The following is a 21,349-nucleotide window of genomic DNA, read 5'->3' as shown; positions in this document are numbered from 1 at the left end:
ACGCGACAGCGCGCGGGGGCGCGGTCGACTCAGGGGACGGGTGCGTCCGGTGCGAGCGGCGGGAGCCCGGTACCGGCACCCTCGCGGGCGCCGGTGATCATCGCGTCGAGCGCGTCCGCCGCGGAGTGCTGCGGCTGCCACCCGAGCTCGGCCTTGGCACGTGACGTCGCCATCACGGGGATGCGGAGGAGGGCGTCGAAGAGATCGCCCGGGGCACCGGCCAGGCGGACCCGCCATGCCGCCTCGATGCCCCCGCGGACGAGCCGGGACGGCACCTCCACCGTGCGCGCCTCGAGCAGGTGCCCGAGCTCGTCGCGGCGCAGCAGGTCGTCGGCGGCCACGTTGAACGCCCCGTGGACGGGCCGCTCGAGGGCCTCGGCGTAGGCGCGGGCGAGGTCGCCCGCGTGCACGGCCTGCAGACGCAGCCCGCGTGGGACCGGGACCACCGGCAGCAGCCGGCGGTCGAGCATCCACGGGCGCAGCGCCGGTGCGCCGAAGATGCGGCGCTGCTCCGACGCCGCGGAGCGCTGGAAGACGAAGGCGGGGCGGATCCGTACGACGCGGACGTCCGGGCGCTGGGCCTCGAAGGCGTCGAGCAGCCGCTCGACGTACGCCTTCTCCCGGCAGTACGCCGCGGGTGACGGACCGTCGGTGGGCCAGTCCTCGTCGACGGGGCGGTCGTCCTCGGCGGGGGAGTAGGCGGCGACCGACGACGCGCACACGACGACCGGCACCTTCGTGCGTGCCGCCGCCTGGAGGACGCTGCGGGTGCCGACCGCGTTCGCGCGCCACGTCGTGTCCGGGTCGTGGGTCGGCTGGAACATCCACGCGAGGTGCACGAGGGCGTCGCAGTCCGCCAGCACGGGGTCGAGGACGTCTTCGGCCACGTCGGCGGCGTGCCAGCGGACCGAGCCGTGCTCGCCCGGAGGGAGGTCCGGAGCACGGCGGGCGACGCCGACGAGGTCGTGGCCGCGGCTGCCGAGCTCGCGCAGCAGCGCGCTGCCGACGTTCCCGCTGGCTCCTGTCACCACGACGCGCACGGCACGCTCCTTCCGTCGCGCAGGGGTTACCCGCGCGGCGGAACGGTCAAACGCCGGGGTCGAATCCCGCCACGCGACCGACCACGGTGATCGCGGGGGCCTTGATGCCGGCCTCGGCGACGCGTGCCGCGATGCTCGCGACGTCGGCGCGCACCACCCGCTGCGTCGGGAGCGCGGCGTCGGCGACTGTGACGGCGGGCGTCGCAGGATCGAGGCCCTCGGCGACCAGAGCCTCCGTGATCGCGGGGAGCGTGGCGACGGCCATGAGGAGCACCAGGTCGGTGCCGGACCGCGCGAGCGCACCCCAGTCGAGCGTGGAGCGGGGGTCGCCCGGCGGCACGTGGCCCGAGACCACGGTGAAGCCCTGGCTCAGCCCGCGGTGCGTCACCGGGATGCCGGCGAGGGCGGGACCGGCGATCGCGGAGGTCACGCCTGGGACGACCTCGACGGGGATGCCGGCGGCGACGCACGCCTCGAGCTCCTCGCCCCCGCGCCCGAACACGAAGTTGTCCCCACCCTTGAGGCGCACCACGCGCTTGCCGCTCTTGGCCTGCTCGACGAGGACCCGGTTGATCTCCTCCTGCGGGGTGAACCGGCCGCGGGGGATCTTGCCGACGTCCACGACCTCGACGTCCAGACCGCTCAGCACCGCCAGCGGCGCCAGCCGGTCCGTCACGACGACGTCGGCGCTGCGTACCGCCTCCATGCCCGCGACCGTGATCAGTCCCGGGTCACCGGGTCCGCCCCCGACCAGGACGACCGAGCCGCCGCCGTCCCGTCCCCTGCTCGACGGCGTCGACGAGCGTGCGGGGGCCGTGAGCCTTGTCGAAGCGGTCGGGTCGGGGACGGAGCACCAGCGCCCTGCGGCCGCGGCGTCGGCGGCGACCCGGGCGTCGAGGGCGGCGTCACCCGAGGCGGCGACGACCAGGTCCGGACCGGACACGTCCCCGGCGTCGTACGACCGGGGGTGCCACCGCAGGACGCCCCGCTCGGCGAGGTCCTGCACGGACTGCACGACCTCGGGCGCCACGACGGTGACCCGCGCCCCGGCGTCGCGGAGCGCGGCGATCCGACCGAGCGCCTCGGGTCCTCCGCCGACCACGAGGACGTGGCGGTCGGAGACGGGCAGGGTCGCTCGGAACCCGTCGTCGCGTGTCATCGACCAGGCCGTCCTCTCGAGGCGTTCGGGGTCCGCGCCGGTCGCGGCCTCCGCCGCACGATCGTAGGCACGGGTCACCGGTACGCTCCTCGGCGCGCCGCATGGCGGACGTGTGCTGGATCACTTCCGGGTCGGGCTTGGGGCGGGACCTCCCTGACGGATAGCGTCTGCCACCATGCAGCGGATCACGGTCGTAGGCATCGGTGCGGACGGCTGGGACGGGCTCGCGATGGAGTCGCGGCGTCTCGTCCGGGAGGCCGAGGTCGTCATGGGCGGCAAGCGGCACCTGGAGACGGTCCCGTGGGCCTGGTGGCAGGTCCGCGTGGAGTGGCCGTCCCCGCTCGCGGAGGCGCTGCCCGGCCTGCTCGAGGAGTACGAGGGCAAGCGCATCGTGGTCCTCGCCTCCGGTGACCCCTTCGTCGCGGGGATCGCGAGCACGCTGGTGAGCATCGTCGGGCCTGACGACGTCGAGGTGATCCCGACCGTCTCGTCGGAGTCGCTCGCACGCGCCCGGATGCGGTGGTCCTTCGAGGAGACGTCGCTGGTCTCGCTCGTCGGGCGCGACGTACGCCGCCTGCTCCCGCACCTCGCTCCTGGCCGCAAGCTCGTGGTGCTGTCGTCCGACGGAGGTACGCCCGCGTCGGTCGCGGCGCTGCTGGTCGCGCAGGGCTACGGCGAGACCGCGATGACCGTCCTCAACGACCTCGGCGGTCTTGCGGAGTCGCGGACGGAGTCGACCGCCGCGGGCTGGAAGGACCGCGTCTCCGCCGAGCTCAACGTCATCTGCCTGGCCTGCGTCGCGGACGCGTCCCGCCGCTCGGCGACGTCGAGCGTGCCGGGTCTCCCGGATGCGGCGTTCGGGTCCGGTACGACGGTGGCGGGCCGGGACGCCCGCGCCGCGGCGCTCGCGCGGCTGGCGCCGGCCGGGGGCGACCTCCTGTGGGCGGTGGGGCCGGGCGCGCCCTCGGTCGCGATCGAGTGGCTGCGCAGCGAGCCGCTCGCGTCCGCCGTCGTCGCGGTCGTCCCAGAGGAGGTGGCGGACGTGAAGGAGAGCGCCGCCGACCTCGGGGTCCCCGAGCTGCGCGTGGTCGAAGGGACCGGTCCGGAGGCGTTCGACGGGCGCGAGGCCCCCGACGCGGTGTTCGTCGGGAGCAGGGCGGCCGACGCCGCACTGCTCGACGCCCTCCACGACGCACTCCGACCCGGGGGCCGTCTCGTGGTGCACGCGGTGACGGTCGAGGACGAGGCCGCGCTGGTCAGGCGGTTCGGCCGGCACGGCGGCGAGCTGGTCCGGATCGGCGTCGAGGAGGTCGTGGCGGGCGAGACCGCCACGTGGACGCCACGGCGCACCCTCGTGCAGTGGAGCGTCGTGCGCTGAGCCCCTGCGGGCGGAGCTACGGCAGCAGCCGGTCGACCACGCGCCGCGAGAGCTCGAGCGACACCCCGAACACCACGTGGCTCGCGGACTCCCAGACCACCGCCGAGCGGGGCAGGTCCCAGGGCGACTCCTGGATCCCCAACGCGGGCAGCGCGGTGGCGTGCGTGATCCCGTAGAGCGCGAGTCCGGCCGGAGCTCCGGCGCCGCGGGTCACCCACGGCAGCCACTCGGCCTTCGCCCCGTACGCGGCTCCGACCACGACGCCGAAAGCGTAGTGGATCGTGCGGCTCGCCCGGATCTTCTGCTCGGCGTCGAGCCCGGCGCCCCCTCGGAGCTCGTCGACCTCCGAGGCCACCACCGCCGGCGGCATGTTCTCGGGGCGGCCCGACGGGTCCGCGCCGACGAGCCGCTTCTGCCACGACTCGGGTGGGAGGAGGCGCTCGGCGGCCCGCTGGAGCGGCGGCTCCGTGACGGCCTTGACGTACGACGCGGGGAGCGACGCGAGGGCGCCGACCACGGCGCCGCGCAGGATCCGTCTGGCGCTCATCCGGTCACGGTACGCCGCTCGCGTCGCCGGCGCCGCGCGGCGCGATCGTGACGCCGACCGGGAGGTGGTCCGAGGCCTGGGACGTGCCGACCACCGGGTTCGACGGGGCCAGGTCCGGCGTCACCAGGAGGTGGTCGATCTGGACCGTGGGAGCGTCGGCCGGCGAGGTCGGGCCGGCTCCGTCGAGGGCGTCGACCAGCCCGAGGTCGAGGAGCACCTCGTACGACGCGCTGCCGGGTCGCGTGTTGAGGTCGCCGCCGAGCACGAGCGGGATGCCGTCGTCGAGGCGGGCGCGTACGGCCGTCGCGAGGTCGTCGGTCTGGTCGCGCACGCCCTCGTCACCGTCGTTCGGCTGCAGGTGCGTGGACACGAACCACGTCGGCACGCCCTCCACGGAGATCCGTGCTGCCAGGGCCTGGGCCCCCGTGACCGCACCGTACGACGGCAGCGGCGTCCCGACCGTCTCGCCGACCGGCGCCACGGAGAGGACCGCGTCGCCCCACACCGGGTCGGCCGCCGGGGCGAACACCGCCTCGCGGTCCAGCAGCCGGGACAGGATCGCGAGGTGGTCCTGACCGCCGTTGAGGTACCAGCCGCGGTCGACCTCGCTCAGCAGCGCCACGTCCGACCGGAGCAGCACCTCGGCGACCTCGTCGGGGCGGAAGGTGCCGTCCATGCCGTAGCCCATCCGGACGTTGTACGCCGCGACCTGCGTGGTCTGCTGCGCGTCGGACATCTCGTCGACGAGCGGCCGCACGGTGAGGTCGGGGCCGAACCAGGCGGCGAGGGCCGCGACCGCGCCGGCGGCGACGAGCGTCGGCAGCCGGAGCACCGACGTGGCCGGCCCGGCACCGCTCGCCCGGGACCCGACTCCCCAGGCGGCCACCACGCCGATCACCGCCGCCGCTGCGACGACCACGAGGTCGGCGCGGTAGCCCAGGTCGTACCCGGCGTAGTAGACGAACAGCAGGGCGACCCACACGAGGCCGCCCAGGGCCACCGCGACGGGAGAGGTGCCGGTGCCCTGGGCCGCCGCGGCCCAGACCGTCGTGAGCGCGGGCAGCCCGACCGCGAACGCGACCACCGCCCAGGAGGGCGTGACCTCCGGGATGCCGTCCCGCTCGACGGTGACCAGCAGGACGAGCGCGACCGACGCGACCAGGACGCCGGCGGCCGTCCACGCCACGACCGGACGCGGACGCAGCGTCGCGGTGCCGACGGCCACCACCGACGCCGCCGCGACCACCGCCAGCCCGAGCGTGCCGGCGACGGCGCTCGCCCGTCCCGCGTTCGCGACGACGATGCCGGCGAGCAGCAGGCCCGGGAGGAGGAGCCAGGCGAACCGCCTCCCCGGGCTCGCAGGGGTGTCGCCGCCCCGTGCCGCGTACGCCGCTCCGAGCGCGGTCACGACCTGCGCGACCAGCAGCACCCACCCCCACGCGTCGCGGTGCCACACCGCGCCCCAGGTGCCGAGCGCCGCGTGGGTCGTCACCGACAGCGCGAGCCCCGTCGCGACACCGACGACGGCGACGTCGCCGTAGCGTGCGACGGCCAGCGACAACCAGGTGAGCGACGCGGCCACGCCGACGGAGGCGAGGACGAGCTGCGGACGGCCGCCGTCGGTGAGCTGCAGACCCGCGCGGGCCGCGACGGCGACCACGAGGGCCGCCGCGAGGGTGGGTGTCGCGGCGCGGCGAGCCGTCACCGCGACGACGACCACGGCGACCGCCACGCACCCCAGCGCGTACGCCCCCATCGGCTCCGGCGGCGTCGAGGCGGCCTGGCCGAAGATCGTGATCAGCGACGGCGACCACACCCGTACCACGTCGACGAGGATCCAGACCCCCGCGGCGACGGCGAGCAGGGCTGGCGTGCGCGAGCGGGGGAGCGGCATGCCCGAGTTCTACCGGAGGTGCCGCGGTTGCGCTAGGTCCGCGGCGGACCAGGCGGCTGCTGCGGCCAGGACGGCCCGGGCTGCTGCTGCGGGTGCTCGCCGTAGGCCTGCGCACCCCCGTGCTGCGCCTGCCACGCCTGCCACTGCTGCCACTGCCGTGAGGCGTCCGCGTCGCGGCGCCGCTTGGACTCGGTGTTGCCGACGACCAGCTCGACGAGCAGCCAGAGCCAGGCGGCCGCGGCGACCGCGCCCGCCACGAGCGAGAGGGTCGTCGAAAGGTCGCGCAGCGTCTCGCCACCGTCCCCGGCCACCGTCAGCACGGAGTTGGCGCTGTCCGAGGCGTCGCCGAAGTCGACGACGAAGAAGCCGAACGCCGCGAGGGCGACCCACAGCAGCAGGTGCGCGCACGCCTGGCGCGTGGTGAGGCGGCCCGTCCCCGCAGGACGGCGCTGCGTGAACGCGAGCACCGTCGTCGCCCCGAGCGTGAGCACGAGGAGCGGGACCACCGTGAAGGCGAAGAAGAGCAGGTACCAGCCGCCAGCGCCGAGGAAGGCGCGACCGAACCACACCCACGGCACGAGGAGGGCCGTGGCGGGGATGATCATCGCGAAGACGGCGTTCTCGAACGCGTACGAGCGCGTCGTCGTGGCAGCGGACGGGTGCATAGGGCCATGGTGCCTGGCGACCGGTTCACGCCGACCGTACGGTGGGGCCGGTGAACGCCTTCGGCCACGACGTCGATCCCGACACCCACCTCCACGACCCGCTGGCACTCCTCGCGGACTGGCTCGACCGCCCGGCCGGGTCGCCGCCGCTCCTCACCACCCTGGCGACCGTCGACGACGACGGCGCGCCCGACGCCCGGACGGTCATGCTCAACGCCTTCGACGGCGTACGGCTCTCGTTCCACAGCGACACCCGCGCGTCGAAGGTCACGCAGCTCGCGACCGATCCCCGGGCCGCGCTCGTGGTGGTGTGGCCCGAGGACGCGCGACAGCTCGTCGCCCACGGAGACGTCGTCCGCGCCGACGACGCGGACGAGGCGCACCCGGACCTCGCGCCGCCGCCGACCTGGGTCTGCTTCCACCTCGAGCCGCGTCGGCTCACGTTCTGGCGCGGGGACGACGAGGGCCCGAGCACCCGGGACGCCTACGTCCGCACAGAGGACGGATGGTCCCACCGGCGGCTCCCCGGTTGACGCGGGGGGCGCGGCGCCCCTCGGATACCCTGAGAGCGGCACCAGGGGAAGCCGGTCGAAGTCCGGCGCTGACCCGCAACCGTAGGCCTCGGCAGAGGCGAGCCGGAGCACCTGCTGCCACTCCGGGACCGAACCGCGCCCCGGAGCCCACCTCCGTACGCTGCCGAGGACAACGGGCCGGTGCCCGTCGCAGCAGGAAGGACGCGCCCATGCGTACGCTCGCTGCTGCCGCCGCGCTCCTGGTCGGAGCGGCGCTGCCGCTGACCGCCGCCCCCGCCCACGCCGCCGACGGGGTCTGCGCCGACGCCACCGGCACGACCGTCGTCGTCGACATGACCGATCTCGGCGGAGACGTCGAGGTCGCGTGCGCCGAGGACTCCGACGGCATGACCGGCATGCAGGCGCTCGAGGCGGCCGGCTTCGAGGTCACGCCGGTCACCGGCAGCGGGATGACCGGCACCTGCCGCATCGACGGGCAGCCGGCCGAGGACGAGACCCTCGACGTCGACGGCCGCGACTACGTCGAGAAGTGCCAGCAGTTCCCGCCCGGCGGCGCGTACTGGTCCTACTACGTCGCACCTGCCGACGGCGCCTGGGCGTACGCGCAGACCGGCGCCGACACCAACAAGGTGGTGCCGGGCGGCTTCGAGGGCTGGCGCTTCCAGCTCAACCAGCCCATGGACTCCTCGCCGATGCCCGACTTCGACCCGGCGAACCCGCCCGCGGCGGACGCGTCGGACAACGCGGCGGACTCCTCCGACGAGCCCGCGGAGGACGACGGCACGTCGATCGTCTGGATCGGCATCGGCGTCGCGGTCCTGCTCGCGGTCGGCATCGCGTTCACGCTGTTCCGGCGCGGCCGCAGCGAGGACGCCTGACCCGTGCCCGAGCGCCGCGCCCGGCGCGACCTGCACCCCGGGGCCTGGTGGGTGTGGGCGATCGGGCTCGCCGTCGCGGCGGGCCGCACGTTCGACGTCGTGCTGCTCGGCCTGGTGATCGGCGTGGCCTCGCTGGTCGTCGTCGCGCGGCGGCCGGTCGCGCCGTGGGCGATGTCGTTCCGGCTCTACCTGTGGCTCGGTGCCGTGGTGATCGTCATCCGGCTCCTGTTCGGCGTGCTTCTCGGGGGCGCGTCGACCGGGACCGTGATCCTCGACCTGCCGCAGGTGCCGCTGCCGTCGTGGGCCGACGGGGTGCGGCTGCTCGGGCCCGTGACGTGGGAGTCGCTGCAACGGTCGTTCGCGGTCGGGCTGCAGCTGGCGGCGCTGATCATCTGTGTCGGCGCCGCCAACTCACTGGCGAACCCGCGCCGCCTGCTGAAGTCGCTCCCTCCCGCGCTGTACGAGGTTGGGGCGGCGGTCGTCGTCGCGCTGACGCTGTTCCCGCAGCTCGCCGAGAGCATCGGCCGCGTCCGCCGGGCGCGTCGCCTGCGCGGTGACACCGGCCGCAGCGTCCGTGCGCTGCGGTCGGTCGTGATCCCGGTGATGGAGGACGCGCTCGAGCGGTCGATGCGGCTCGCGGCGTCGATGGACGCGCGGGGGTACGGGCGACGGGGCGCCGCGAGCCGCCGTACCCGGACCCTGAGCGGTGCGCTCCTGCTCCTCGGTCTGATGGGCGTGTGCGTCGGCGTCTACGCGACGGCGGACCTCACCGCGCCGCGCCTGCTCGCGGCGCCGATGCTCGCGGTCGGGTTCGGCATCGCCGGCGTCGGGTTCTGGCTGTCCGGACGGACGGTCGGGCACACGCGCTACCGGCCGGACCCGTGGCTCGGGTGGGAGTGGTTCACGGCGCTGTGCGGTCTCGCGGCGGCGTCGGCGTTCTTCGTCTCCTACGACCTCGACGCCGTGACGCTGGCCGGGCTCGTCGTCGCGGCGCTGCCCGCGCTGCTCACCCCGGAGCCCACGTCTCCGTACGCCGCGCTGCGGACGCCCGCCCCCGTGCGTACCGGCGAGGGGGTGGCGGCGTGATCGCGATCGAGGGCGTCACGTTCTCCTACGACGGCGCCGCGGCACCGGTCCTGCAGGACGTCGACCTGCACGTCGACGAGGGCGAGCTGGTCGTCGTGACGGGACCGACCGGTGCCGGGAAGTCGAGCCTGCTCGGTCTCGTCAACGGGCTCGTCCCGCACTTCACCGGCGGCCACCTCGAGGGGACGGTCACCGTCGCCGGGCTGCGGACGCAGGACCATCCGCCGCGCGAGCTCGCGGCCACGGTCGGCTGGGTCGGCCAGGACCCGCTGGCGGGCTTCGTCACGGACACGGTCGAGGAGGAGCTCGCGTACGGGATGGAGCAGCTCGGCGTCGACCCGCAGGCGATGCGCCGCCGCGTCGAGGAGACGCTGGACCTCCTGGGTATCGCCGACCTGCGGGCCCGGTCGCTTCGCTCCCTCTCGGGGGGCCAGCAGCAGCGGGTCGCGATCGGGTCGGTGCTCACGATGCACCCGCCGGTGCTCGTGCTCGACGAGCCCACCTCCGCGCTGGACCCGACGTCGGCCGAGGACGTGCTCGCGACGCTGGCCCGGCTGGTCCACGACCTCGGGACCACGGTCGTGCTCGCCGAGCACCGCCTGGAGCGGGTGGTGCCGTTCGCCGACCTGGTCGTCTACGTCGGGACGGACGGCACCGTGTCCGCCGGCGAGCCGGCCGCCCTTCTGGCGACGAGCCCCGTGGCACCGCCGATCGTGGACCTCGGGCGCTTCGCGGGGTGGGACCCGCTCCCGCTCACCGTCCGCGAGGCCCGCCGCGCCTCCCGCACCCTCCGCAAGGCCCTCGCCGACGCACCGCCCCGCCCACGATCTGCGGAGCTGGAGGTTTCGCCACCCGAGTTCCTTGATCAGCTCCGCACATCGGGGACGGGGGCGGTGCTGCTGAGCGCCCGCGGGGTGGAGGTGCGGTACGGCCCGCTGCCCGCGGTGCGGGGGGTGGACCTCGATCTCCCCGCAGGCTCCGTGACCGCGCTGATGGGACGCAACGGCTCGGGCAAGTCGAGCCTGCTGTGGGCGCTGCAGGGATCCGGCGACCGCCACGGCGGCGACGTCCGCGTGAGCGGCGACGACCCGGCGAAGCTCCCGCGCAAGGAGGCCCGGCGCCGCGTCGGCCTCGTCCCGCAGACCGCGAGCGACCTGCTCTACCTCGAGTCCGTCGACGCGGAGTGCGCTGCCGCCGACACCGAGGCCGACGCGCCCGCCGGGACGTGCGCGGCGATCCTCGAACGCCTCGCCGGGACCGTCGACGCCCGGACGAACCCGCGCGACCTCTCCGAGGGGCAGAAGCTCGCGCTCGTCCTTGCCGTCCAGCTCACCGCCGCCCCGCGCGTGGTGCTCCTCGACGAGCCGACCCGCGGGCTCGACTACACCGCGAAGGCGGCGCTCGCGGAGATGCTGCGCGACCTCGCGCGTGGGGGTGGCGCGGTCCTCGTCGCGACGCACGACGTCGAGTTCGTGGCCGAGACCGCCGACCGTGCGGCCGTGATGGCGCAGGGCGAGGTCATCGCCGAGGGCACGGTACGCGAGGTGCTGGCGACGTCGCCCGCCTTCGCGCCGCAGGTGGCGAAGGTGCTCGGGCCTGAGTGGCTGACCCTCCGCGACGTCCGCGAGGCGCTCGCCCAGGCGGAGGGTGCGCCGTGAGCCAGGTGGGTGGGGTGACGACGGCGGTGGCGCTGCGGCCGCGCTCCGTGATGGTGCTCGTGGTGGCGTCGGTCGCCGGTCTCGCGATGTTCGGCTGGCCGCTGCTCTTCGAGCCGGCTCCCGGTCAGCAGGACGCCCAGAGCCCGATGTACTTCGTGCTCCTCCTCCCGCTGCTCCTCCTCGTCGTCCTCGCCGAGCTGTCCGAGGGCGGGATGGACGCGAAGGCGCTCGCGATGCTCGGCGTCCTGTCAGCGATCCAGTGCGGTCTGCGTGCCCTCAGTGCAGGGACGGCCGGGCTGGACCTGGTCTTCTTCCTGCTGATCCTCGCCGGCAGGGTGTTCGGCGCCGGGTTCGGGTTCCTCCTCGGCTGCACCTCGTTGTTCGCGTCGGCGCTGCTCACCGCCGGGGTCGGGCCGTGGCTGCCCTTCCAGATGATGTGCGCCGCCTGGCTGGGGATGGGAGCGGGTCTGCTCCCGAAGCGGGTGACCGGCCGGCGCGAGATCGCGATGCTGGCGGCGTACGGCGTGTTCTCGGCGTACTTCTACGGCGCGCTCCTCAACCTGTGGTTCTGGCCGTTCCTCGCGGGCGTGGACCCGAGCGGCGAGCAGGGGCTCGCGTTCGTCCCCGGCGCCTCCCTCGCGGAGAACCTGCAGCGCTTCTTCTGGTTCACGCTGCTCACCTCGACCGGCTCGTGGGACACCGGGCGGGCGATCACCAACGCGGTCGCGATCGTCGTCCTCGGACCGGCGGTGCTCCTGACGCTGCGGAGGGCGGCGCGCAAGGCGTCGTTCGGACGGGCGCCCACGTTCGGCACCCGTACGGTGAGGCCGGTCACGAGCGGGCCGGAACCCGCGGACGCGCCCGTACGCTCGACGGAGTGACAGCACAGACCTCCACGCTCGGATCCCCGGTCACGGTCGCGATCACGCGACGCATCGACCCCTCCACGGTCGACCAGGTGATCGCGTGGGTGCACGCCGGGTCCGCCCTCGCCGAGCGCTTCGAGGGCTTCCTCGGCACCGGATGGGTACGCCCGAGCGTGACGTCCGACGAGTGGCACATGCTGTACCGCTTCGCCGATGCCGAGAGCCTCGCGCGGTGGGAGGCGTCGCCGCAGCGTCGCTGGTGGCTCGAGGCGGGGACACCCCTCGTCGAGGACCAGCGCTCGGAGCGCCGGACCGGCATCGAGGGCTGGTTCGACCCGCCGCAGGAGTACGACGTCGAGGACCTGCGGCCGCTCCCGCCACCGCCGCCGCGCTGGAAGCAGGCGACGCTCATCTGGGCGGCGTTCTTCCCGCTGTCCCTGCTGCTCGGCACCCTGCTGCACCTCGTGTGGCCGGACCTGCACCTCGTGCTGCGGACGCTCGTCACCACGCTCGTGGCGACGCCGATCATGACCTACGTGCTGCTGCCGTGGATCACCGCGTCGTTCGAGTGGTGGCTGCACGGCAGGCCCGCCCCGTGGCGCCGGCCCCGGTCTAGCTGAAGAACCCGCGCAGCAGCGCCGCCGACCCCGCAAGGTGCTCCTCCATCGCCGCTGCAGCCCGGTCCGCGTCGCCGGCGAGCACCGCGATGACGACCGTCTCGTGCTGCTCGTCGGAGTGCGCGATGTTGCGGGGAAGGAGCGGGATGTCGTCGAGGAAGACGTTGATCTTGGTCCGTACGTCGGCCACGAGCGGCAGCAGGGACGGCGAGCCGGCGAGCTCGGCGAGGGTGAGGTGCAGCCGGGAGTCGAGGCGTCGGTAGTCGGTCGGTGACGCCCCGCGCAGGTCCTGGAGCCGGGACCACAGCCCCTCCCGATCGGCGGCGCTGAGCGTGCGCCCCGCCGCCAGGCGCACCGCACCCACCTCGAGGACCTCGCGCAGCCGCAGGACGTCGTCGAGGTCGATCTCCGTTGCACCGGCCGCACCGTGGTGCGTGGTGGGCGGCAGCTCGTCGACCACGAACGTGCCGCCGTACCGGCCGCGCCGACGGACCAGGAACCCCGCGTCGGTCAGCGTCCGGATCGCCTCGCGCACCGTGTCGCGGCTGACCCCGAGGCGCAGCGCGAGCTCCCGCTCGGCCGGCAGCGACCCGCCAGGCGGCACCACGCCCAGGCGCACCGTCTGCAGGAGTCGCGAGACGGTGTCCTCGAAGGCGTTGCCGGTGCGCACAGGGCGGAGCAGCGCGTCCTCCGCGCCTCCGTCCTCGACCCCGTCGGACGGTGCGGTGCTCATCGCGGTGAGACTACCTCCCGTCCTAGAGCGGCGTGACGTACGCCGAGCTGATCCCGCCGTCGACCAGGAACGACGACGCGGTGATGAAGGAGGCGTCGTCGCTGGCGAGGAACGCCACCGCTGCCGCCATCTCCTCCGGCTCGCCGAAGCGGCCGACAGGGACGTGCACGAGCCGGCGCGCGGCCCGCTCCGGGTCCTTCGCGAACAGCTCCTGGAGCAGAGGTGTGTTGACCGGTCCCGGGCACAGCGCGTTGACGCGGATGCCCTGGCGCGCGTACTGCACGCCGAGCTCCCGCGACATCGCCAGCACGCCGCCCTTGGAGGCGGTGTAGGAGATCTGGGACGTCGCCGAGCCCATCACGGCGACGAACGACGCGGTGTTGATGATCGAGCCGCGCCCGGCCGGCACCATGTGGCGCAGCGCGGCCCGGCACGAGAAGTAGACCGACGTGAGGTTCACGTCCTGGACGCGCTGCCAGGCCTCGAGTCCCGTGACCTCGATCAGGTCGTCCTCCGGGGGCGAGATGCCGGCGTTGTTGAAGGCGATGTCGACCGCCCCGTACGCGTCGGCCGCCGCGTCGAACAGCGCGTCCACCTGGGCCTCGTCGGCGACGTCGACCGGGACGAAGAGTCCCCCGACGGTCTCGGCCGCCTCCTTGCCCGCGCTCTGGTCGACGTCGCCGACGACGATCTTCGCGCCCTCGGCGGCCATCCGGGTCGCGGCCGCGAGCCCGATGCCGCTCGCACCGCCGGTGACGACGGCGACGCGGCCGCCCAGGCGCTGGGTCAGGTCGACGGGCTTCATGCGGACTCCTCTGGTGCTGGGTCCTCGTCGACGTGCACGAAGACGTTCTTGGTCTCGGTGAAGGCGAACGGTGCGTCGGGGCCGAGCTCGCGCCCGATGCCGGACTGCTTGAACCCTCCGAACGGGGTGGCGTAGCGCACCGACGAGTGCGAGTTGACCGACAGGTTGCCGGCCTCGACAGCGCGCGCGACCCGCAGCGCCCGGGAGAGGTCGCGGGTCCAGATCGAGCCGGACAGCCCGTACGCGGTGGCGTTGGCGAGCGCGATCGCGTCCGCCTCGTCGCGGAAGCGCTGCACCGTCACGACAGGCCCGAAGATCTCCTCCACGACGGCGCGGTCGGTGCGCGAGGACGGGGTCAGCACCGTCGGCGGGAACCAGTTGCCGGGACCGTCAGGGGCCGCGCCGCGGAACGCCACCGGCGCGTCGTCGGGGACGTACGAGGCGACCTTCTCCCAGTGCGGACGCGAGACGAGCGGCCCCATCTCGGTCGCGTCGTCGGCAGGATCGCCGACCCGGACCCCCGCGACCGCCGGCTCGAGCAGCTCCATGAACCGCTCGTACGCCGACTCCTCGACCAGGATGCGGCTTCGGGCGCAGCAGTCCTGGCCCGCGTTGTCGAACACGCCGTACGGCGCGGTGGCCGCGGCCCGCTCGAGGTCGGAGTCGGCGAAGACGACGTTGGCGCTCTTGCCGCCGAGCTCGAGGGTCACGTTGGTGACGGTCGGGGCGGCCGCCGCCATCACGCGGGCCCCGGTCTCGGTCGACCCCGTGAACACGACCTTGCCGACGCCCGGGTGGGTGACCATGCGCTCGCCGACCACCGACCCCTTGCCCGGGAGCACCTGCAGCAGCCCGTCGGGCAGGCCTGCCTCCGCAGCCAGCTCGCCGAGGCGGATCGTCGTGAGCGGGGTCCACTCCGCGGGCTTGAGGAGGACGGCGTTGCCGGCCGCGAGCGCGGGTGCGAATCCCCACGAGGCGATCGTCATCGGGAAGTTCCACGGGGTGATCACGCCGACGACGCCGATCGGCTCGGCGAAGGTCATGTCGAGGCCGCCCGCGACCGGGATCTGACGTCCGAAGAGCCGCTCGGGCGCCGCGGCGTAGTAGGTCAGGACGTCCGCGACGTGGCCGGCCTCCCACCGCGCCTGTCCGACCGGGTGCCCGCTGTTGGCGACCTCGAGCGCGGCGAGCTCCTCGACGTGGGCGCGTACGACGGTGGCGAACGCGCGCAGACCCTCGCCCCGCGCGACGGGGGCGAGACGTGCCCACGCCCGCTGCGCCGTACGAGCCCGGTCGACGGCGTCGTCGACGGCCTCGGCGTCGAGCAGCGCGATCGTCGCGAGGTGCGAGCCGTCGGCGGGGTTGTGGAGGTCGGTCGTGGTCATACGGAGAGCTCCTGGCGGTCGTGGGCCGCGGCGACCAGCGCGGCGAAGAGGCGGAGGTCGTCGAGCGTCTCCTCGGGGTGCCACTGCACCGCGACGACGAAGGGTGCCGCCGGCATCTCGACGGCCTCCACCGTGCCGTCGTCGGCCCGGGCGCTCACGACGAGGCCGTCACCGAGCCGGTCGAGCCCCTGATGGTGGTAGCACTGGCCGTCGACGGCGTCGCCGACGATCCCGGCCAGTCGCGTGCCGGGGACGACGTGCGCGGTCGTCGTCGAGAACACCGCGTCGCCGAGCTGGTGGCGCGGGTGCCCGACCACGTCGGGGACGTGCTGGTGCAGCGTGCCGCCGAGCGCGACGTTGAGCACCTGCGCACCGCGGCAGATCCCGAGCACGGGCAGCTCGCGGGCCAGCGCACCGTCCACCAGCGCCCGCTCCCAGGCGTCCCGGTCCCGGCGCGGGTCGTCGGTCAGCGGGTGCGGCTCCTGCCCGTACGACGCGGGGTCGACGTCCTTGCCGCCGGTGAGGACGAGCCCGTCGAGGCCGTCGAGCACGCGGTCCGCTCCGTCGGCCGGCTGCGGCGGGAGCAGGATGACCACGCCGCCGGCGCGGGTGACGCCGTCGAGGTAGATGCGGGGGAGGAACGACGCCTGGACGTCCCACACCCCGGTGACCGACTGCTCGAGGTAGGTCGTCAGCCCGATCACGGGCCGCCTGTCAGAGCCGCTCAAAGCCACGAACCCTCTCCCAGTCGGTGACCGCCGCGTCGAACGTCGTCTGCTCGACGCGCGCGTTGTTGAGGTAGTGCGCCACGACGTCGTCGCCGAACGCCTCGCGGGCCACCTTGGACTCCGCGAACAGCGCGGCCGCCTCGCGGAGCGTGGTGGGCAGGTGCTCGGCGTCGCTGGTGTAGGCGTTGCCCTCCAGGGGGGCGTCGAGCTCGAGCTCGGCGTCGATGCCGTGCAGGCCGCCCGCGATCAGCGCCGCGACGGCGAGGTAGGGGTTGACGTCGCCGCCGGGGGCCCGGCACTCCATCCGCATCCCGAGGCCGTGGCCGACGACGCGCAGCGAGCAGGTGCGGTTGTCGAGACCCCAGGCCACGGCGGTGGGCGCGAAGCTGCCCTCCGCGAAGCGCTTGTAGGAGTTGATGTGCGGGGCGTAGAACAGCGTGAGCTCGCGCATCGTCGCGAGCTGGCCGGCGACGAAGTGCCGGAACATCGGCGACATCTCGTGCGGGCCCTCGTCGTCGGCGAACACCGCGGTCCCGTCCTCGCCGCGCAGCGAGAGGTGCACGTGGCACGAGTTGCCCTCGCGCTCGTCGAACTTCGCCATGAACGTCAGGCTCTTGCCGTGGCGGTCGGCGATCTCCTTCGCGCCGTTCTTGTAGATCGTGTGGTTGTCGCAGGTCGCGAGCGCGTGGGCGTAGCGGAACGCGATCTCCTGCTGGCCGAGGTTGCACTCGCCCTTGACGCCCTCGCAGTACATCCCGGCGCCCTCCATGCCGCGACGGATGTCGTGCAGCAGCGGCTCCATGCGGGTGGAGGCGAGCATCGCGTAGTCGACGTTGTAGTCCGTGGCCGGTGTCAGGTCGCGGTAGCCCTTGGCCCACGCCTCGCGGTAGCCGGTGTCGAACACCATGAACTCGAGCTCGGTGCCCGCGTACGGGACGAGCCCGCGCTCCGCGAGACGCTCGACCTGGCGCTGCAGGATCGTGCGCGGCGCGGCGGCGACCGGGGCGCCGTGGTGGTCCTCGAGGTCGGCGACGACGAGGGCGGTGGCGTTCAGCCAGGGGATCCGGCGCAGGGTGGAGAAGTCCGGTCGCATCACCATGTCGCCGTAGCCGGTCTCCCAGCTCGACATCGCGTAGCCGTCGACGGTGTTCATGTCGACGTCGACCGCGAGCAGGTAGTTGCAGCACTCCGCGCCGTGCTCGGCCACCTCGTCGAGGAAGAGCCGTGCCGAGACGCGCTTGCCGGTGAGCCGGCCCTGCATGTCGGCGAACGCCACGATCACGGTGTCGATGTCGCCCGTGTGGACGTCGTCGCGCAGCTCGTCGAGCGTCAGGTTTCCCGACGTGACGGTCATGGTGTCCTCCTCGGCCGCAGTGTCTCCCAGTGAACCACGCCCGCCCGACCATTGGGACCCGGTATCTGCTGAATCCAGGGCGACGAGCGCGCGACATTGACGAGTCAAAGGTATGTCCAAGCCACCATTGCACGGTCTACTCTCGGTCCAAGCGCGGCCGACGGGAGAGACGAGATGTCCACTGACAAGCTGAACGCGTCTGGGGCGACCTACTCCGCCGCCCAGGAGGGCTACTTCGAGAAACGCCAGCTGCGTCGCGCCGCCGGCTTCTGGGGGCTCTGGGGCATCGGGGTGGGCGCCGTCATCTCCGGTGACTTCTCCGGCTGGAACTTCGGCCTCGACATGGCCGGCTGGGGCGGCCTGCTCGTCGCCAGCATCGTCATCGTCGTCATGTACTTCGGGATGCTGTTCTCGATCGGCGAGATGTCCGCCGCGATGCCGCACACCGGCGGTGCCTACTCGTTCTCCCGGGCGGCGATGGGACCGTGGGGCGGGTTCGTCACCGGTCTCGCGGAGACCATCGAGTACGTCTTCACCACCGGCGTGATCGTGCTGTTCTCCGCCGTCTACGCCAACTCGATCACCGACGAGCTCATCGGGCTCGACCTCAGCGACAACATGTGGATCTGGTGGGTCGTGCTGTACGCGGTGTTCGTCGGGCTCAACGCGCTCGGGGCGGAGATCTCGTTCAAGTTCGCGATCGTCGTCTCGGTCATCTCCATCGGCGTGCTGGTCCTCTTCGCGATCCTCGCCTTCGCCAACGGCGCGGTCGACTTCGACAACCTGATGAACATCGAGCCCGACCCGGGCAACTCCGACTTCCTGCCGTTCGGCTGGGAGGGCGTCCTGTACGCGCTGCCGTTCGCGATGTGGTTCTTCCTCGGGATCGAGGAGCTCCCGCTCGCGGCGGAGGAGGCGCACGAGCCGCAGAAGGACATCCCGCGTGCCGGCATCGGCGGTCTGCTCACGCTGGTCGCCACCGCCGCCCTCGTGCTGTTCCTCAACCCGGCGGTCACGGGGTCGGAGGAGATCCGGGTCTCCGGCGAGCCGCTGCTCGACGGCTTCCGTGCCTTCCTGTCGGCCGACCTCGCCGCGCTCCTGTCGGCGTTCGCGCTGATCGGCCTGCTCGCCAGCCTCCAGGGCATCATGTTCGCCTACGGCCGCAACATGTACTCGCTGTCGCGGGCCGGCTACTACCCGAAGTTCCTCTCGCTCACCGGCGCGCGGCAGACGCCGTGGGTGGCGTTGGTCGCGGGAGCGGTGATCGGTCTGGTCGCCCTGCTCATCGTGGACTGGGTCGGCTCGGCGGCCGGCGACATCGTGCTCAACATCGCGGTGTGGGGCGCGGTCCTCGCGTACTTCCTCCAGATGGTCGCCTTCGTGCTGCTGCGGCGGAAGTTCCCCAACGCGGTCCGGCCGTACGTCAGCCCGGTCGGCATCGCCGGTGCGGTGGTCGCGGGCCTGATCGCCGCGGTCACCTTCATCGGCGTCCTGATCAACGAGACGTACCGGCCGGCCGTGGTCGCGATCGTCGTCATCTACGTCGTGATGCTGCTGCTCTTCGCGTTCTGGGGACGCCACCGCCTGGTGCTGTCGCCGGAGGAGGAGTACGCGGTGACGGGCGGCCTGCACGGGTACGACCCCGAGAAGGAGGGGCTCGGCGGCACGATCGAGGACGAGATCCTCAAGGGCCACACCGACTGACCGGAGCTGGGGTGCGTCTCGCCGAGCCACGGGGGGATTCGGCGCGGCGCACCCCCTTCCCCTCCAGGAAGGACGAGGCATCCCGACCGGATACCGGTCGGGATGCCTCGTCGATGCGCAGCGTCGTACGGGTCAGAGCTCGGGCGCCTGCTGCGCCCCGCCCGTGGCGGCCTCGACGTCCATCCACATGACCTCCCAGACGTGGTCGTCGAGGTCGCGGAACGCGCGGCCGTACATGACCTCGTTGTCCTCGCCCTTGCCCTCGCGCCACTCGTGACCGCCGAGCGCGACCGCCTTGTCGACCAGCTCGTCGACCTCCTCGCGCGAGACGGCCGAGAGAGCGAGCAGCACCTCGCGCTCCTTGGAGGTGTCGGTGATCGCGTCCTCGATGAAGTCCTGGAACTTCGGCCGGTGCATCATCATCACGTACGTCGTCGGGCTGATCTCCATGCAGACGGTGTCCTCGTCGGAGAACACCTCGTTGAAGGTGAATCCGAGGCCGGCGAAGAAGGACTTGGTTGCCGCCACGTCCGAGACGGCGAGGTTCGGGAAGAGCATGCGGGCCATGACGGTCTCCTCTGAAGGGGGTGGAGTCCGGCTCTCGAACTCTCACCCACCAGACCCGCCGCCGGCGAGGAACTCATCGCTCAGTCGAGCCGGGAGGGATAGATCCCGTCGACGCAGATGAAGTACGTCGTGCCGTTCGGCGCGGCGGCCCGCAGGTCGGGGAGCGCGAACGTCGTCTGGCCGTTGCCGCCGTACATCGTCCCGAGCAGGCTGAAGAGCGCCGTGTTCGAGGCGATGGGGAGGATCTGGCCCTTCGCCGGGATGCCCGTGCCGACCGAGCCGGCGAAGAGGCGGACCTCGCCGATGACGCAGTTCGTGCCGGTGCCCGCCGCGAAGGTCCCGGTCCCGGTGCCGAACGCGGTCGTGCCTGCGGGGCCCACGGGACCCACGGGACCTGCAGGCCCGGCAGGACCGCGGGCGCCGGTCGCGCCACGCGGTCCGACCGGTCCGCGGGTGCTGATCGTGACCTTCTTCAGGCCCTTCGCGCACCGACCGGCCTTGGTCGCGCTGACGACCACGTTCTTCTTCGTCGTGCACACCTTCACCGCGCTCGTCGTCGTGGCCGCGTCTGCGACCACGACCCCGCCGAGCACGAGACCTCCCGCCCCGAGCGCCGCCGCTACGACCGATGCTCTGCGCATCTCACCACTCCTGTCTGCAGCGCCACGGACGGACGCCGCAGTCAGGAGTGTGGAGGAGGTGAGGGTCGGTGCAGGGGCGCGTTGTCACTCCGCCGCGGTCAGGGGACGAGCACGACCTTGCCGAGCGCCTCGCGGCCGTCGATCACCTCGAGCGCGCGCGCGGCGTCCTCCAGCGGGAAGGTGCCGCCGATCGGCGGGATCAGCTCGCCCGCCTCGAGGTGCGCGACGAGCTCCTGCCACTGCGACGCGACGTAGCCCGGCCGCTTCATCACGTACGCGCCCCAGCCGACGCCGCGGACGTCGAGGTTGTTGAGGAGGAGGCGGTTCACCTTCACCTCGGGGATCGTGCCGGCGGTGAAGCCGATGACGAGCAGGCGGCCGTCGTCCTTGAGGCTGCGCAGCGAGTCGGTGAAGCGGTCACCGCCGACCGGGTCGACGACGATGTCGACGCCGTGGCCCCCGGTGAGGTCCTTCACCGCGTCCTTGAACCCGTCGGCGAGCACGTACGCGTCCGCGCCCGCGGCCACGGCGACCTCGCCCTTGGCGTCGGTGGAGACGACGGCGATGACCTGGCCGGCCCCGAAGGCCTTGGCGACCTGGATCGACGCGGTGCCGACGCCGCCGGCAGCGCCCTGGACGAGCACGGACTCGCCGTTGCGGAGGTGGCCGCGCTTGAGCAGCCCGAAGTGCGCGGTGAGGTAGTTGAACGGCAGGCCGGCCCCCTGCTCGTACGAGACGTTGTCGGGGAGGTGGAAGGTCAGGTCCGCGTCGGCGACAGCCCGCTCGGCAAACCCGCCGAGCATCGTGAGCGCCGTGACGCGGTCGCCGGTGGACAGGCCCGACCCGGAGGGCGCCGAGACGACCTCGCCGGCGACCTCGGCTCCGGGGAGGAAGGGGAGCGGCGGCTTCATCTGGTACTGGCCGCGGCTCTGGAGGACCTCCGGGAAGGCGACGCCGGCCGCCTTCACGTCGATGAGGACCTGGTCGGGACCCGGCTCCGGGGCGTCGATCTCGACGACCTCGACCGCGGACGGACCGTCGAGCGATGTGATCTGCACTGCACGCATGACCGGAGCCTACCTAAGCGGTCGCTTAGCGTCACCGGGAGTGC

The 21,349-nt window shown here is 73.3% G+C and carries 21 protein-coding genes; 8 read left to right on the top strand and 13 right to left on the bottom strand.

Annotated elements, in window-relative coordinates:
* Positions 1-29 precede the first annotated feature (29 nt).
* A complete protein-coding gene (locus tag ACQSSQ_RS14215; protein ID WP_431327730.1) occupies positions 30-1,040 on the bottom strand; it encodes an NAD-dependent epimerase/dehydratase family protein in 1,011 nt (336 codons plus the stop codon).
* Between the two features lie 46 nt (positions 1,041-1,086).
* Positions 1,087-2,277, bottom strand: coding sequence for a uroporphyrinogen-III C-methyltransferase (gene cobA, locus ACQSSQ_RS14210; RefSeq protein ID WP_431327729.1), 1,191 nt, complete (start codon positions 2,275-2,277; stop codon positions 1,087-1,089).
* A gap of 97 nt (positions 2,278-2,374) precedes the next feature.
* Between cobA and cbiE the strand changes: the two genes are divergently transcribed.
* Positions 2,375-3,577 carry a precorrin-6y C5,15-methyltransferase (decarboxylating) subunit CbiE gene (gene cbiE, locus ACQSSQ_RS14205; protein WP_431327728.1) on the top strand — a complete coding sequence of 401 codons (1,203 nt, stop codon included), beginning with the start codon at positions 2,375-2,377 and terminating at the stop codon, positions 3,575-3,577.
* A gap of 16 nt (positions 3,578-3,593) precedes the next feature.
* Here the strand turns inward: cbiE and ACQSSQ_RS14200 are convergent, their stop codons facing one another.
* Genes ACQSSQ_RS14200 through ACQSSQ_RS14190 form a run of 3 tightly spaced genes read right to left on the bottom strand, consistent with a single transcriptional unit; the run spans position 3,594 to position 6,683 of the window.
* On the bottom strand, positions 3,594-4,124 hold the full coding sequence (locus tag ACQSSQ_RS14200; RefSeq protein WP_431327727.1) for a DUF1440 domain-containing protein: 531 nt from the start codon (positions 4,122-4,124) through the stop codon (positions 3,594-3,596).
* A gap of 4 nt (positions 4,125-4,128) precedes the next feature.
* Complete coding sequence (locus ACQSSQ_RS14195) at positions 4,129-6,018, bottom strand: endonuclease/exonuclease/phosphatase family protein (protein WP_431327726.1); 1,890 nt, start codon at positions 6,016-6,018, stop codon at positions 4,129-4,131.
* A 32-nt stretch (positions 6,019-6,050) separates the two neighbouring features.
* Positions 6,051-6,683 (bottom strand): hypothetical protein, encoded by a 633-nt coding sequence (locus ACQSSQ_RS14190; protein WP_431327725.1) that lies wholly within the window; start codon positions 6,681-6,683, stop codon positions 6,051-6,053.
* 50 nt (positions 6,684-6,733) lie between these two features.
* Here ACQSSQ_RS14190 and ACQSSQ_RS14185 point away from each other — a divergent pair, with 50 nt between their 5' ends.
* From ACQSSQ_RS14185 to ACQSSQ_RS14160, 6 genes are all read left to right on the top strand, one after another.
* Entirely contained in the window at positions 6,734-7,216 is a 483-nt protein-coding gene (locus ACQSSQ_RS14185; RefSeq protein ID WP_431327724.1) for a pyridoxamine 5'-phosphate oxidase family protein, read from the top strand.
* 209 nt (positions 7,217-7,425) lie between these two features.
* The gene (locus tag ACQSSQ_RS14180; protein ID WP_431327723.1) at positions 7,426-8,094 is read left to right on the top strand and encodes a hypothetical protein; all 669 of its coding nucleotides are present in this window, start codon (positions 7,426-7,428) and stop codon (positions 8,092-8,094) included.
* Between the two features lie 3 nt (positions 8,095-8,097).
* Positions 8,098-9,180, top strand: coding sequence for an energy-coupling factor transporter transmembrane component T (locus tag ACQSSQ_RS14175; RefSeq protein ID WP_431327722.1), 1,083 nt, complete (start codon positions 8,098-8,100; stop codon positions 9,178-9,180).
* Complete coding sequence (locus ACQSSQ_RS14170) at positions 9,177-10,838, top strand: ABC transporter ATP-binding protein (RefSeq protein ID WP_431327721.1); 1,662 nt, start codon at positions 9,177-9,179, stop codon at positions 10,836-10,838. The genes ACQSSQ_RS14175 and ACQSSQ_RS14170 overlap by 4 nt, the downstream gene beginning before the upstream one ends.
* The gene (locus ACQSSQ_RS14165; RefSeq protein ID WP_431327720.1) at positions 10,835-11,719 is read left to right on the top strand and encodes an ECF transporter S component; all 885 of its coding nucleotides are present in this window, start codon (positions 10,835-10,837) and stop codon (positions 11,717-11,719) included. Before ACQSSQ_RS14170 ends, ACQSSQ_RS14165 begins: the two co-directional genes overlap by 4 nt.
* Positions 11,716-12,324, top strand: coding sequence for an antibiotic biosynthesis monooxygenase (locus tag ACQSSQ_RS14160; protein WP_431327719.1), 609 nt, complete (start codon positions 11,716-11,718; stop codon positions 12,322-12,324). The genes ACQSSQ_RS14165 and ACQSSQ_RS14160 overlap by 4 nt, the downstream gene beginning before the upstream one ends.
* On the opposite strand, the gene ACQSSQ_RS14155 is transcribed toward ACQSSQ_RS14160, so the two are convergent.
* Genes ACQSSQ_RS14155 through ACQSSQ_RS14135 form a run of 5 tightly spaced genes read right to left on the bottom strand, consistent with a single transcriptional unit; the run spans position 12,317 to position 17,326 of the window.
* The gene (locus ACQSSQ_RS14155; protein WP_431327718.1) at positions 12,317-13,054 is read right to left on the bottom strand and encodes a FadR/GntR family transcriptional regulator; all 738 of its coding nucleotides are present in this window, start codon (positions 13,052-13,054) and stop codon (positions 12,317-12,319) included. The genes ACQSSQ_RS14160 and ACQSSQ_RS14155 overlap by 8 nt on opposite strands.
* Positions 13,055-13,076: 22 nt before the next feature.
* Positions 13,077-13,859 (bottom strand): 3-oxoacyl-ACP reductase, encoded by a 783-nt coding sequence (locus tag ACQSSQ_RS14150; protein WP_431327717.1) that lies wholly within the window; start codon positions 13,857-13,859, stop codon positions 13,077-13,079.
* Positions 13,856-15,244: an aldehyde dehydrogenase family protein gene (locus ACQSSQ_RS14145; protein ID WP_431327716.1), complete on the bottom strand. Its 1,389-nt coding sequence runs from the start codon at positions 15,242-15,244 to the stop codon at positions 13,856-13,858. Before ACQSSQ_RS14145 ends, ACQSSQ_RS14150 begins: the two co-directional genes overlap by 4 nt.
* On the bottom strand, positions 15,241-15,948 hold the full coding sequence (locus tag ACQSSQ_RS14140) for a gamma-glutamyl-gamma-aminobutyrate hydrolase family protein (protein ID WP_431327715.1): 708 nt from the start codon (positions 15,946-15,948) through the stop codon (positions 15,241-15,243). The genes ACQSSQ_RS14145 and ACQSSQ_RS14140 overlap by 4 nt, the downstream gene beginning before the upstream one ends.
* A gap of 10 nt (positions 15,949-15,958) precedes the next feature.
* The gene (locus ACQSSQ_RS14135; RefSeq protein WP_431327714.1) at positions 15,959-17,326 is read right to left on the bottom strand and encodes a glutamine synthetase family protein; all 1,368 of its coding nucleotides are present in this window, start codon (positions 17,324-17,326) and stop codon (positions 15,959-15,961) included.
* A 174-nt stretch (positions 17,327-17,500) separates the two neighbouring features.
* Here ACQSSQ_RS14135 and ACQSSQ_RS14130 point away from each other — a divergent pair, with 174 nt between their 5' ends.
* Positions 17,501-19,030 carry an amino acid permease gene (locus ACQSSQ_RS14130; RefSeq protein ID WP_431327713.1) on the top strand — a complete coding sequence of 510 codons (1,530 nt, stop codon included), beginning with the start codon at positions 17,501-17,503 and terminating at the stop codon, positions 19,028-19,030.
* A gap of 132 nt (positions 19,031-19,162) precedes the next feature.
* On the opposite strand, the gene ACQSSQ_RS14125 is transcribed toward ACQSSQ_RS14130, so the two are convergent.
* The 3 genes from ACQSSQ_RS14125 to ACQSSQ_RS14115 form a co-directional block, all read right to left on the bottom strand.
* On the bottom strand, positions 19,163-19,597 hold the full coding sequence (locus ACQSSQ_RS14125; RefSeq protein ID WP_431327712.1) for a VOC family protein: 435 nt from the start codon (positions 19,595-19,597) through the stop codon (positions 19,163-19,165).
* 80 nt (positions 19,598-19,677) lie between these two features.
* Positions 19,678-20,238 (bottom strand): phage tail protein, encoded by a 561-nt coding sequence (locus tag ACQSSQ_RS14120; protein ID WP_431327711.1) that lies wholly within the window; start codon positions 20,236-20,238, stop codon positions 19,678-19,680.
* A gap of 98 nt (positions 20,239-20,336) precedes the next feature.
* Positions 20,337-21,305: an NADPH:quinone oxidoreductase family protein gene (locus ACQSSQ_RS14115; protein WP_431327710.1), complete on the bottom strand. Its 969-nt coding sequence runs from the start codon at positions 21,303-21,305 to the stop codon at positions 20,337-20,339.
* Positions 21,306-21,349 lie beyond the last annotated feature (44 nt).

Origin of the sequence: Mumia spirodelae, from assembly GCF_050632745.1 — a bacterium.
Lineage (GTDB): Bacteria > Actinomycetota > Actinomycetes > Propionibacteriales > Nocardioidaceae > Mumia.
This window is presented reverse-complemented; position numbering and strand designations above follow the sequence as displayed.